Annotated in this window: 8 protein-coding genes; 4 read left to right on the top strand and 4 right to left on the bottom strand. The window is 63.1% G+C overall.

Translation table 11 applies throughout. From position 1 onward, the window contains the following. The first annotated feature begins 33 nt into the window (after positions 1-33). Positions 34-1,707, top strand: a complete 1,674-nt coding sequence (gene recN, locus ABSE61_RS10390) for a DNA repair protein RecN (protein WP_423871009.1) — start codon at positions 34-36, stop codon at positions 1,705-1,707. Between the two features lie 241 nt (positions 1,708-1,948). Continuing rightward, the gene (ligA, locus tag ABSE61_RS10385; protein WP_423871008.1) at positions 1,949-4,099 is read left to right on the top strand and encodes an NAD-dependent DNA ligase LigA; all 2,151 of its coding nucleotides are present in this window, start codon (positions 1,949-1,951) and stop codon (positions 4,097-4,099) included. A 140-nt stretch (positions 4,100-4,239) separates the two neighbouring features. Here ligA and ABSE61_RS10380 read toward each other — a convergent pair whose 3' ends face one another. Together ABSE61_RS10380 and ABSE61_RS10375 are read right to left on the bottom strand one after the other, a co-directional pair. Next, positions 4,240-5,547, bottom strand: coding sequence for a multidrug effflux MFS transporter (locus ABSE61_RS10380; protein ID WP_423871007.1), 1,308 nt, complete (start codon positions 5,545-5,547; stop codon positions 4,240-4,242). Between the two features lie 499 nt (positions 5,548-6,046). Further along, positions 6,047-7,876 carry an aminopeptidase P family protein gene (locus ABSE61_RS10375; protein WP_423871006.1) on the bottom strand — a complete coding sequence of 610 codons (1,830 nt, stop codon included), beginning with the start codon at positions 7,874-7,876 and terminating at the stop codon, positions 6,047-6,049. A 211-nt stretch (positions 7,877-8,087) separates the two neighbouring features. On the opposite strand from ABSE61_RS10375, the gene ABSE61_RS10370 reads away from it, so the two are divergent. Further along, the gene (locus ABSE61_RS10370; protein ID WP_423871005.1) at positions 8,088-8,273 is read left to right on the top strand and encodes a hypothetical protein; all 186 of its coding nucleotides are present in this window, start codon (positions 8,088-8,090) and stop codon (positions 8,271-8,273) included. A gap of 15 nt (positions 8,274-8,288) precedes the next feature. On the opposite strand, the gene ABSE61_RS10365 is transcribed toward ABSE61_RS10370, so the two are convergent. Further along, positions 8,289-9,185: a 50S ribosomal protein L11 methyltransferase gene (locus ABSE61_RS10365; RefSeq protein WP_423871004.1), complete on the bottom strand. Its 897-nt coding sequence runs from the start codon at positions 9,183-9,185 to the stop codon at positions 8,289-8,291. A gap of 752 nt (positions 9,186-9,937) precedes the next feature. On the opposite strand from ABSE61_RS10365, the gene ABSE61_RS10360 reads away from it, so the two are divergent. Further along, positions 9,938-10,300, top strand: coding sequence for a GrlR family regulatory protein (locus ABSE61_RS10360; RefSeq protein ID WP_423871003.1), 363 nt, complete (start codon positions 9,938-9,940; stop codon positions 10,298-10,300). Positions 10,301-10,831: 531 nt separating this feature from the next. On the opposite strand, the gene ABSE61_RS10355 is transcribed toward ABSE61_RS10360, so the two are convergent. Continuing rightward, positions 10,832-12,433 (bottom strand): phytoene desaturase family protein, encoded by a 1,602-nt coding sequence (locus tag ABSE61_RS10355; RefSeq protein ID WP_423871002.1) that lies wholly within the window; start codon positions 12,431-12,433, stop codon positions 10,832-10,834. Between the last annotated feature and the right edge of the window lie 197 nt (positions 12,434-12,630).

The following is a 12,630-nucleotide window of genomic DNA, read 5'->3' as shown; positions in this document are numbered from 1 at the left end:
TCCATTTAGTCCGGACTTGATCTGGGAATTCTCATGCTGGCGCGTCTGTCGATCCGTGACATCGTCCTGATCGAACGGCTCGATATCGAGTTCGCTCGGGGCCTTGCGGTTTTGACCGGCGAGACCGGCGCGGGAAAATCCATTTTGCTTGATGCCTTCGCGCTGGCGCTGGGCGGCCGCGGCGATGCCACCCTGGTCCGCCACGGCGCCGAGCAGGGTCAGGTGACGGCGGTGTTCGACGTGCCGAAGGGCCATCCCGCAGCCGCGCTGCTTGCCGAGAACGGCCTTGAGGATACCGGCGAAATGATCCTGCGCCGGGTGCAACTCGCCGACGGCCGCACCCGCGCCTTCATCAACGATCAGGCGATCAGCGTGCAGACCCTGAAAGCGCTGGGAACCGCGCTGGTCGAGATTCACGGCCAGCATGACGAGCGCGCGCTGGTCGATGCCTCGACCCATCGCCGCCTGCTCGATGCGTTTTCCGGCCTCGAGAAGGATGTCGGTGCGCTGGAAAAGCTCTGGGAAGCGCGGCGCGAGGCCAACCGGTTGCTCGACGACCACCGCGCCGGCATGGAGCGTGCGGCGCGCGAGGCCGATTATCTGCGGCACGCCTCCGATGAATTGAAACAGCTCGCGCCAAAGGACGGCGAGGAGACCGCGCTCGCCTCCCGCCGCACCACCATGATGCAGGGCGAGAAGATCGCCTCCGATCTGCGCGAGGCTCAGGACGCCGTCAGCGGCAATCAGTCGCCGGTGGCGAGCCTGTCGGCGGCGGTGCGCCGGCTCGAACGGCGGGCGGCGAATTCGCCTTCTTTGGTTGAGCCCGCGGTGAAAGCGATCGATATCGCGATCAATGCGCTGGAAGAGGCCGATCAGCATCTCACGGCAGCGTTGCTCGCGGCCGATTTCGACCCCGCCGAGCTCGAGCGCATCGAGGAGCGGCTGTTTTCGCTGCGCGCCGCCTCGCGCAAATATTCGACGCCGGTCGACGGGCTGGCCGCGCTCGCCGCCAAATATGCGTCGGATGTCGCGCTGATCGATGCAGGCGCCGATCAGTTGAAAAAACTGGAAGCGGCGGCGGATGCGGCCGACAAGCTTTACGGTGCCGCGGCCGCCAAGCTTTCCGCGGCGCGCCTCAAGTCGGCGGAGAAGCTCAACAAGGCGGTCAATGCCGAACTCGCGCCGCTCAAATTGGAGCGCGCGAAATTCACCACGCAGGTTGAATCCGATCCGGCCTCGCCCGGCCCGCAAGGCTATGACCGCGTCGAGTTCTGGGTGCAGACCAACCCCGGCACGCGACCGGGCCCGCTGATGAAAGTCGCCTCCGGCGGCGAACTGTCGCGCTTTTTGCTGGCGCTCAAGGTGGTGTTGTCCGACCGCGGCTCGGCGCCCACGCTCGTGTTCGACGAAATCGACACCGGCGTTGGCGGCGCGGTGGCGGACGCGATTGGCGCGCGGCTGTCACGGCTCGCCTCCAAGGTCCAGGTGATGGCGGTGACGCATGCGCCGCAGGTCGCAGCCCGCGCGGACCAGCATCTGCTGATTTCAAAGGATGCGCTCGACAAGGGCAAGCGCGTCGCCACCCGCGTCAACGCGCTCGCCGCCGACCACCGCCGCGAGGAAATCGCCCGCATGCTCGCCGGTGCGGAAATTACCGCCGAGGCGAGGGCTGCCGCCGAGCGGCTGCTGAAAGCGGCGACGGCGTAGGTCTCTCGTGTCCCGGACGCGGTGCAGCGCCATTAGCGCGTTTACGCGCGTCTTCGACGCGCTGCGCTGCTCCGCAGCGCCGGGACCCACACTTCATCGGCGACATGGACCCCGGATCAGCAGCCCACCGCCATAGCGCGCCGAAGACGCGCGTGAATTCCCATGGCGCTGCGCTGCATCCGGGGAACGGCCGGTGGCAGGCCCACTTTTCTCAAAATGAACTTCGTCGTAATCATTGACCATGGCCAAAGCAGCAAAACCCAAAAAGCTCCCCGACGTCGCCGACCTCACCAAGACGCAGGCCAAGGTCGAGCATATGCGGCTCGCGCTCGAACTCGAGGGGCACGACCGGCGCTACTACCAGGACGACGCGCCGAGCGTCACCGATGCCGAATATGACGCAGTGCGCCAGCGCTTCAACGCAATTGAGAAGCGCTTTCCGGAATTCGTCGATGCCTCCTCGCCGTCGCAAAAGGTCGGCGCCGCGCCTTCCGGCCGATTCAAAAAGGTCCGCCATGCCATACCGATGCTCTCGCTTGATAATGCGTTTGCGGAAGGCGACGTCGTCGATTTCGTCGGCCGCATCCGCCGCTTTCTGAAACTGTCCGAGGACGAGCCCATCGACTTTTCCGCCGAGCCCAAGATCGACGGGCTTTCGATGTCGCTGCGCTACGAGGATGGCGAACTCGTTACGGCCGCGACGCGCGGCGACGGTGCGGAAGGCGAAGACGTCACCGCCAATATACGCACGCTGGAAGACGTGCCGAAGAAGCTGAAAGGCCGCAAGGTGCCTTCAATCTGCGAGGTGCGCGGCGAAGTCTATATGACCAAGAAGGCGTTTCTGGCGCTCAATGAACGCCAGAAGGCTGCCGGAGGCACCATCTTTGCCAATCCGCGCAACTCGGCCGCGGGTTCGCTGCGGCAGAAAGACCCTTCGATCACCGCCTCGCGGCCGCTCGGCTTCTTCGCTTATGCCTGGGGCGAAATGGCGGAGATGCCGGAGGACACGCAATCCGGCATGATCGCCTGGTTCGAGCATTGCGGCTTCAAGACCAACCCGCTCACCAAGATCTGCCATTCGGTCGAGCAGCTGATCGCGTTTCACCGCAAGATCGAAGAACAACGTGCCAGGCTCGACTACGATATCGACGGCGTCGTCTACAAGGTCGATCGGCTCGACTGGCAGGAACGTCTCGGCTTTGTCTCGCGCACCCCGCGCTGGGCCATTGCGCACAAATTCCCCGCCGAGCGCGCCATGACGGTGCTGCGCGATATCGAGATTCAGGTCGGGCGCACCGGCTCGTTTACCCCGGTCGGCAAGCTGGAGCCGGTCGGCGTCGGCGGCGTCATCGTGCAGAACGTGACGCTGCACAATGAGGATTACATCAAGGGGATCGGCAACAAGGGCGAGGTGTTGCGCGAGGGCCGCGATATTCGGATCGGCGATACGGTGGTGATTCAGCGCGCCGGTGACGTGATTCCGCAAGTGGTCGATGTCGTGATCGACAAGCGGCCGAAAGGCACAAAGGAATTTCCTTTTCCGAAGAAGTGTCCGTGCTCGCTGCATACCGATGTGGTGCGCGAGGAAACCGCAACCGGCGAGGAGGGTTCGCGCGCCCGCTGCACCGGCGAGTTCGCCTGTCCCTTCCAGAAGATCGAGCACCTGAGACTGTTTGCCTCGCGGCGCGCTTTCGATATCGAGGGGCTCGGCGAGAAGCAGATCCAGTTCTTCTTCGAAGAAGGATGGGTAAGGGAGCCCGCCGATATCTTCACGCTGCAAAAGCGCAACGCCAAGCTCAAGCTCGATGAAATCGAAGGCTACGGCGAAACGTCGGTGCGCAATCTGTTTGCCGCGATCGAGGAGCGGAGACGGATATCGCTGGAGCGCTTCATCTATGCGCTCGGCATGCGCCATGTCGGCGAAACGACCGCACTGGCGCTGGCGCGCGGTTACGGCTCGTGGGATGCGTTCCACGACGCCTGTCTGAAGGTCGCGAAGGACGACGAGGAAGCGATTGCGGAAATGGATGCGCTCGACCAGATCGGCGATACCGTGATCGCCAGCATCAAGGCCTATTTCGGCGAAAGCCATAACCGCGGCGTCGTCGAGAGGCTGACGCGCGAGGTTGATATCCTCGATGCCGAGAAGCCGAAGAGCAATTCTGCCGTGGCGGGCAAGACGGTGGTGTTCACGGGCTCGCTCGAAAAGATGACGCGCGACGAGGCCAAGGCGACGGCCGAGCGCCTGGGCGCCAAGGCCGCAGGTTCAGTATCGAAGAAGACCGATTACGTCGTCGCGGGTCCCGGCGCCGGCTCAAAGCTGGCGGAAGCCAAGAAACACGGTGTCACGGTGCTCACCGAGGACGAGTGGCTGAAGATGGTCGGGGAGTGAGGGTTCTCCCGCTGTCGTCATCATCCGCGAAAGCGGATGATCCAGTATTCCAGAAACAGTAATTTGTTATCGAGAGGGCTCGGTGTACTGGATACCCCGCTTTCGCGGGGTATGACGAAGGATGGTGCGGACATATCCCCTCACACCATCCCCGTCTCTTCCTCCGCCTGCTCGATCAGTTCCTCGCTCACCACCACGTTGCGCCTCGGTATGATGAACACCATGGTCGAGGCGCAGGCGAGCGAGAGAACAAATACAGCGGCGTTGAGCGGCGCCGGTGTGGTGAAGTGGCCGCCGAGATAGGCGCCGAACTGCGACAGGAACGAGCCGAGCCCCATTTGCAAGAATCCCATCGCGCCGGATGCGGTGCCCGCCGCCTCGGGCCGGACGCTGATGGCGCCAGCGGCGGAATTCGACATCACGAACGCATTGGCGAACATCACGATCATCTGGGTGCCGAACAGCCAGCCCGGCATCTGGTTGAGGCCCGTGAGCCCGCAGACGAGATTGAGGAAACTGCCCGCGAGTTGCAGCGCCAGCCCGAACCAGATCAGCCGCTCCAGTGAATGGCGCGGCGCAAAGCGCACGCAAAAGAGATTGCCGACCAGATAGGCGAAGCCGATGAGCGCAAACCAGGCGCCATATTCGGCGCCGGTGCGGCCCATATGCGTGATGACGATGTAGGGAGCGCCGCCTGCGAAGGTGAAGATGATCTGGGAGGCCAGCACCTGGCACAGCACATAGCCGATGAAGGCGCGGCTGGTCAGGAGATTGCCGACGTCGCCGCGAAAGCCGCTTGGTTGAAGGCGCACGCGGCGCGTTTCCGGCAAGGCCAATGCGATTGCGACTGCCACGGCGAGCGATCCTGCAGTGGTGACGTAGAAGATCGAACGCCAGCCGAATGCGGTCTCGAGCAGGCCGCCGGTCAAAGGGCTCAGCATCTGCGCGATCATCATCACCGCGATGACGAGGCTGATCATCGAGGAGATGCGCTCGCGGTGATAGAGGTCGCGGATGATGGCGCGGCTTATCACCATGCCGCTGGCGCCGCCCAGCGCCTGGAAAAACCGTGCGGCGATCAGTTGGGGCAGCGTCTCGGCGAAGATGCACGCCGCGCTCGCCACCACCATCAGGGAAAGGCCCGCCAGCAATACCGGCCGGCGTCCGTAGCGATCGGACAGCGGCCCCATCAGGATCTGCGAACAGGCAATGCCGACCATGTAAAGCGACACTGTCATCTGCGCGATGGAAATGTCGCTGTTGAAGCTCGTCACGAGCAGCGGCAGCGCCGGCACCAGCATGTAGAGCGAGATCGGCGCCACGCCGGTCATGGCGACCAGGAGCAGCAGCATCGTGCGCGTCGTCGCCGCGTTTGTGCCGTCGGCCACTTTGCCGTTGGCCACCTTGCCGTTAGTGAGTGCGGCCGGTTTGCCGACGACGCCGTGCATCAGAAGTCCAATTCGTTAGGCGCAGGCACCGTCAGACCGCAAAGCGATCCGGTGAGTGCCCTCCAGATTTCGTTTGAGTGATTTTCTTCGGGTTCGACTTTAGCGTTATTCGGCGCGCCGAATATGCGAGTTTCGGCATGCGGCTATTCGTTTTCCGGGATGCGCTTGGCGCAAGCGGGCCTGCCGTCAGGGAATGGTTGAGAGGCGATAAATACCGCCATTTTCTGTCATGACTTGCGACGTGGATCGACGATCCGTTACCGCGGAAACGGTGTGCTCTCTCTCTCCCGCGCAACCGGGGTTTACCCCGGTTGCGCGTTGTAAATTTGCGCAAGTCGGGCGAGCCCGACTTGCGGCGGGAGAGCGTCGGGGTTGAGGGGGTACGGTCTATCGATAGTCCGTAGCCCCTCACCCGGATTGCGCCATTGATGCTTCGCATCACCGACGCAATCCGACCTCTCCCCATGGGAGAGGTGATCCAGCGCGGGTGGTGAGTGGACTACAACGACAGCGGTGCCGTCGCTTCGTCGAGCCAGGCTTTCGTCACATCATCGACGTGGCTGCGCACGGCGTGGCGGACCCGCTCGTGGTATTCGTTGACCCAGCTCAACTCCTCGGCCGTCAGCATGCTGAGATCGATCAGCCGGCGGTCGATCGGCGCGAGCGTTAGTGTTTCGAACGCGTTGACCGGCTTCTCGGCGCCTGCGATCTCGGCCGCGACCACCAGCTCGAGATTCTCGATCCGGATGCCGAAGGCGTCGGTTTTGTAATAGCCGGGCTCATTGGAGAGGATCATGCCGCGCTTCAGCGGGGCCGAGCCGAGCTTGGATATCCGCGCCGGACCTTCGTGCACCGACAGGTAGCTGCCGACGCCGTGGCCGGTGCCGTGTTCGAAATCGACGCCGGCCTGCCACAGGAATTGCCGCGCCAGGCTGTCGAGCTGCGCGCCCGTGGTGCCGTCGGGGAACAGCGCGCGCGCAATGGCAATATGACCGCGCAGCACGCGGGTAAAGCGGTCGCGCATCTCGAAGGTCGGCTCGCCGATCGCGATCGTGCGGGTGACGTCGGTGGTGCCGTCTTCATATTGCGCGCCGGAATCGATCAGCAGGAGATCGCCGCGCGCGATGCGGCGGTTGCTCTTGCGGGTCACACGATAATGCACGATGGCGCCGTTCGTCCCGGTGCCTGAAATGGTGGGGAAGGAGACATCTTTCAGCGCGCCGGTGTCGCGCCGAAAAGTCTCCAGCGCCTCGACGGCGTCGATCTCGGTCAGCGCACCCGAAAGGGCCTCGTGGTCGACCCAGGCGAGAAAGCGTGCCAGCGCAATCGCGTCGCGCCGGTGCGCCGTCCTGGCGCCCGCGATTTCGGTGTCGTTCTTGACCGCCTTCAACAGGCTGACGGGATCGGCCCCGTGTACCGGTTTGCCGCCGGCCGACGAAATCAGGCGGGTCAGGGCGTCGGCTGCCGTTGCAGCGTCGAGCGCGATCGACGCGCCGCTTTTCGACAGCTCGACCAGCTTCGCCGTCAGCGCGCCGGGCTCGGCGATATCAGCGGTCTGCTCGAGATGATCGCGGACGCTGTTGGAAAGCTTGCGGTGATCGATGAACAGCGTCGGCCGGCCGCTTTTGGGCACCAGCGCGTAGGACAGAGGCAGGGGCGTGTGCGCGACGTCGCCGCCGCGGATATTGAAGGTCCACGCCACCGCATGGCTATCGGACAGCACCAGCGCGTCTGCGCCGAGCTTCGTGATCTCGGCCTCGATCCGCTTCAGCTTGTCGCCCTCAATCTCGCCCGAAAACGGCTGGCCGTGCAGGCTGACCGGGGCAAGCGGCAGCGCCGGCCGTTCGGTCCAGACCGCATCGACCGGGTTGGTATCCACCGCGACCAGCTCCGCGCCGGCTTTGGCGCAGGCGGCGGCGAGCTTTTCCGCGGCTGCCGTCGCGTGCAGCCACGGGTCGAAGCCGAGGCGGTCGCCGGCGGCCAGGTGTTGCGCCAGCCAGGTCTCGGGCGGCGGGTCGATCAGCGATTCGACAGCCCAGGCCTTGGTGTCGACCTGCTTGGCTGATTGCAGCGTATAGCGGCCGTCGACAAAGACCGCGGCCTCGCGGGCCAGCACGATGGCCAGGCCCGCCGAGCCGGTGAAACCGGTGAGCCAGGCCAGCCGCTCTTCGGAGGGCGGAACATATTCGTTCTGCTGCTGGTCGGCGCGCGGCACCACGAAGCCGCTCAGGTTGCGTTTCGTCAGCTCCTCGCGAAACGCGGACAAACGCGCGGACAAGGCGATGCCGGTCTCGGGTTCGTCGAAGGTCTGGAAGTGCGCTTCAAACATTAGTCGATAGTATCATCTTCCAGGGAGCACTCGGCAACCGACTCAATTTGCTTCCGATTCCGGATTTATTGTGATTGAATTGCTGCACCCGCGTTAGACGGGCTTGAACGTTTCGTGACTGCAATGGTTATGGAAGCGATTCAGAAGAAATCCTTCCGGGTGGAATTCCAAGTTCCATGGGCGTTTTGTGACCAGCGTCGAGGAATTAACCATGCCCGTCTTCACCTTTGAGAAGATTTCGCCACCGATGCGCCGTGTATCTGCTTCTGCTCCCGTTGCCGAAAAGCCGCGCAGCGTCATCGTTCAGATCCTGGATCGTTTTGTCGAAACCCGCGCCAAGCGCAAAATCAGCGCCGACAAGGCCGGCAAGCCTCGCCAGCGGAAGTCGGCGAAATAGCCAACCGTCCTTCCTTCAACGCACCTTGTGGAGCAGCAGGCTGCTCCAGCCGTCGATTGTGATCCGCCGTTCCAGCACAAGCCCTCGCGCCAGGTAGGCCGCGATTACCGACGGCGCCTGGGCCGACAATAGCCCCGACAGGATGACGCGCGCGCCGCCGGCCAGGTGGTCGGACATCGCCGTCGCCATCTGGCGCAGCGGATTGGCGAGAATATTGGCCAGCAGCAGGTCGAAGGGTTTCCGTTGCCGCAACCGGGGGGCGGAAAAGCCGCTTCCCCAGGTCACCTCGACCAACGGACCGACGCCGTTCAGGCGCGCGTTCTCGGCGGCGACTTTCACCGACAGCGCGTCGATGTCGCTGGCGAGCACAGAATCGTGCAGCGCCTTGGCGGCCGCAATCGCCAAGACCCCGGTCCCGGTGCCGAGATCGAGCACGCGGCGTGGCCGATGCGCCTTCAACACGTGGCCCAGCAGCACGAGGCAGCCGCGGGTGGTGCCGTGATGGCCGGTGCCGAAAGCGAGTGCAGCCTCGATCTCGATGCCGAGCTTGTTGGGCGCCACTTTCGCCCGATCGTGCTGGCCATGGACGATGAAACGGCCGGCATGGACGGGAATCAGATCCTCCAGCGTGGCCTTGACCCAGTCCTTAGCCTCGACGACGTCGAATTTGACGGACCGCGCGACCTCGTCGCCTCCGGCAAGTCGCACCAGCTCGCGGATTCTGGCCTCGACAGGCGCGTCGCCAAAATGCAGGGTGACGTCCCAGCGCCCGGTTGGTCCCTCGAACGCCGCAACCGCGGCCTCACCCGCATCGAGGCTTTCGGTCAAAAGATCCGAGACGCGGCGGGCGGTTGCTTCGTCGCCGATTGCCAGCGTCGCGCGGTGGGTTTGCGGTGTCTGCGTTGAGGCCATCGTGATTTTCAGGTGAGAGGGCTTAATGGATGGTAGGGGCTGTTTCAAAACCTCCCCTTGAAAAGGGGAGGTCGCTTTGCTCCGACGTCGGGTGGGGATCAAAGCAGCACGTGTAATGCAAACTGCGAAATGCAAACAGGCGGACCCCCACCCCAACGCTCTCCCTTTCAGGGGGAGGGAGAAGCAACCGCCGTTGCTCTGCCTGATGTAGTTTAAAGCTTCATTCAGTTTCTTCTTATAGGTTCAACCGTGCTGGAGCACTGTCGGTCCGCGATCAAATTTAGCCGCGGAAAATTTGTGAGAAACAAACGGCTGTGCAAGGATGTGGCGGCGGTTCTCAAACCACTTTTTGAATGCCTTCATCTGCTCCGTCAATTCAGCCCCAATCACCCGACTAAAGCCAGGCATCACCTCCGCGCCGTCAAAGTGTTGGTTCAAGCACGCGCTGGATCATTATGAATTTGCTGGTTGATCGTGCGAAAAGTTTCTCGTTGGCGTCGCTTTGGGCCGTCCTGAGGGACTTGTTATCCACAGCGGCTGGCGAGACTTGGCTCTTTGCGTGACGCGCGGATTCCTCAAAGCGCATTTTATCCACACGACCTCACAGCCAACGCAATGCTCGTCCACAGGTCTGTCCACCCAACATACCGCGCTCATTCAAGGCGTTGTCCATGCGGGCTGAGCGGGAGACAAAGGCGCGGTTCGAGGGTTAGATCGGGCAGCAGATTTCGAAGCGAACGGCGATCTGGTCCATGCGGAACGGGCTTTACTCCATCCACATCCATATGCTCGACGGGGTGCGGGGCCGCGACAGCGGCGTTCTCATTCTGAAGGACGGCCAACTCGTGGGGGGCGGTCCGTATTTCTGGTCGGTCGGCCGCTACAGTGTTGGGCAAGTCAGCGGGAACGACGGCACCTGGAAGGGCGAACTCGTCACCAACCAGCATACGCCCTTTGACGATCCCTTCGTCCGCCCGCTATTCGCAGGTCAGGAGGTCTCGACCGGATTTTCCGGCAAATTTTCCGGCGGCGCGTCCGAAGTGTTCGGCACGACCTTGGTGGGCACGCGCAGCCTCAGCTTTCACGCGGTGCTGAAGTGGCTGGCGGAGGGGTAGGGCTCGCGCTCGGCGATCATGGCGGCGATTCCCGATGGCGTCGGCGGCGCGTTTTCAGCCTTCGCGCGTAGCCTTTGATTTGCCGTCCTCGTACCCAAATATAGCATCGACCAAGGGTAGGACGAGAAGATGGCAAGACCAACCGACAAGCTTGAGGATGGGATTCGGATATGGCCAAGCTAGAGCGGCCGGTCTCGGTGGCATTAGAACATCTCGGTCGCCGCGCCAGGTAAATAAGATCACAGAAGAAAATAAGAAAACACGGCACGCCCTCGAAAACTTACGCGAGATGGCCAAAGGTCCAGAGTGGGCGGCTTACATTAAACACCGCGTTGCGGAAGGCTGCTCAGCCGATGTTATAGCGGATGAGGCCTACTGGGTGGATCGATACTCATGAGAAGGCGCGGATACTCGGTCTCGGGCTGCCTGAAATACCATTGGCGATTTTGAAATTTCGAACTGACGCACTGCCCAGTTTCAAACTGAGACACTACCGGCCCATCCCCAATCCATCCACAGCCTATCCACCGATCATCCAAACATCCCCCGGTGATCCCTCAGGATCACCCGCGCGGCGTTGTGACCGGGGGCGCCGGTAACGCCGCCGCCGGGGTGGGCGCCGGAACCACAGTGATAAAGGCCTTTGAGAGGACCGCGGTAATCGGCATGGCCGAGCATCGGCCGTGCCGAGAAGATCTGGTTCAGCGTCAGCGCACCGTGGAAGATGTCGCCGCCGAGCAAGCCGAATTGACGTTCGAGGTCGAGCGGCGACAAAACCTGCCGCCCGATCACGCTTTCCCCAAAGCCGGGCGCGTAACGATCGACGGTCGCGATCATGAGGTCGGCGACTTCCTCGCGGTGGTCGTCCCAGGAGCGCCCGTTGGGGAGTTCCGGCGCGACATGCTGGCAAAAAAGACTCGCGACGTGTTGGCCTGGCGGCGCGAGGCTGTCGTCCAGCGTCGAGGGGATCAGCATTTCGACAATCGGCTCGCGGCTCCAGCCGTCCTCGCGGGCGTGCTGCCAGGCGCGGTCCATGTAAGCGAGGCTGGGCGCTAGGATGATGCCGGAGGTCAGATGATCCCCTTCGCCCGGCAACGCGGTGAACGAGGGCAGGGCGCTCAGCGCCACATTCATCCGGAAGGTGCCGGAGGCGTTGCGCCAATGCTGTATGCGGGTGAGAAAATCCTTCGACAGGGCGCCTGAGGGCACGAGGCGCGTATACAGAAGCTTCGGGTTGACGCCGGAGGCGACATATTTCGCGCGGACGGTCTTGCCATTGTCGAGAATGACGCCTGTGGCGCGGTCGCGCTCGACGATCACCTCGCGGACGCCGGCCTCAAGCGTAATCTCCGCGCCGGCCTGCCGCGCGGCCTTGGCGATGGCCTGGCCGATTGCGCCCATGCCGCCGATGGCATGGCCCCAGACGCCCTTCTTGCCGTTCACCTCGCCAAAGGCGTGGTGCAGCATCACATAGGCCGAGCCCGCGGCATAAGGGCTCGCATAGTTGCCGACGACGGCATCAAAACCGAACAGCGCCTTGATCAGGTCGCTCTCGAACACCTCGTCCAGCATCTCGCCGGCCGAGCGGGTGAACAGATCGAGCAACATCCGCTGCTGCTCCAGCGAAAGCTGCCGCAGGATGCTGGCCGACCCCAAGGCGTTGAAACCCTCGCGGATCGCACCGACCCCAAAACTCTCGACCAGGTTCGGCGGCGCGCGCAATACAAACGCGCGCAACACGTCGGCGATTTCTTCAAGCTTGCGATTGAAACCATCAAGCGCTTCGGCGTCGCGTTGGCTGAGTTTGGCCAGAGACGCTTTCGTGCGGCCTTCGCCTGACATGAGATAGCTGCCGTCGGGCGCGGGCAGGAAATTCTGCACGCGGCGCTCGACGATCTCAAGGCCGTGTTCGCCGAGTTTCAGGTCAGAAATAATCTTGGGGTTGAGCAGGCTCACGGTGTAGGCCGCGACCGAATTGCGGAATCCAGGCGCGAATTCTTCCGTCACCGCCGCGCCGCCCACCACCTTGCGCCGCTCGACGACCCGCACGCGCAGGCCGGCGGCGGCGAGATAAGCCGCGCAGGTGAGGCCGTTATGGCCGGCACCGATGATGACGACGTCTGTTTCGTTCATGTGGGTTTCAAGAAAATCCGGTCAAAAATTTTAGCCGTCATTCCGGGGCGATGCGAAGCATCGAGCCCGGAATCTCGAGATTCCCGGCCTGGTGCTTACGCACCATCCCGGAATGACGAACAATACATAGCGAACCTGAAGCTGTGGGCACAGCGGTTTGATCGGGGCCGGATTGCCCATGTCCAAGCCATGTGCTC

Origin of the sequence: Bradyrhizobium sp. (assembly GCF_049519115.1) — a bacterium.
Taxonomy (GTDB): Bacteria; Pseudomonadota; Alphaproteobacteria; order Rhizobiales; family Xanthobacteraceae; genus Bradyrhizobium.
This window is presented reverse-complemented; position numbering and strand designations above follow the sequence as displayed.

Bases quoted from the DNA above. Each gene is read 5' to 3' on its own strand.
- recN (WP_423871009.1), top strand. From the start codon at position 34: ATGCTGGCGCGTCTGTCGATCCGTGACATCGTCCTGATCGAACGGCTC.
- ligA (WP_423871008.1), top strand. From the start codon at position 1,949: ATGGCCAAAGCAGCAAAACCCAAAAAGCTCCCCGACGTCGCCGACCTC.
- ABSE61_RS10380 (WP_423871007.1), bottom strand. From the start codon at position 5,547: ATGCACGGCGTCGTCGGCAAACCGGCCGCACTCACTAACGGCAAGGTG.
- ABSE61_RS10375 (WP_423871006.1), bottom strand. From the start codon at position 7,876: ATGTTTGAAGCGCACTTCCAGACCTTCGACGAACCCGAGACCGGCATC.
- ABSE61_RS10370 (WP_423871005.1), top strand. From the start codon at position 8,088: ATGCCCGTCTTCACCTTTGAGAAGATTTCGCCACCGATGCGCCGTGTA.
- ABSE61_RS10365 (WP_423871004.1), bottom strand. From the start codon at position 9,185: ATGGCCTCAACGCAGACACCGCAAACCCACCGCGCGACGCTGGCAATC.
- ABSE61_RS10360 (WP_423871003.1), top strand. From the start codon at position 9,938: ATGCGGAACGGGCTTTACTCCATCCACATCCATATGCTCGACGGGGTG.
- ABSE61_RS10355 (WP_423871002.1), bottom strand. From the start codon at position 12,433: ATGAACGAAACAGACGTCGTCATCATCGGTGCCGGCCATAACGGCCTC.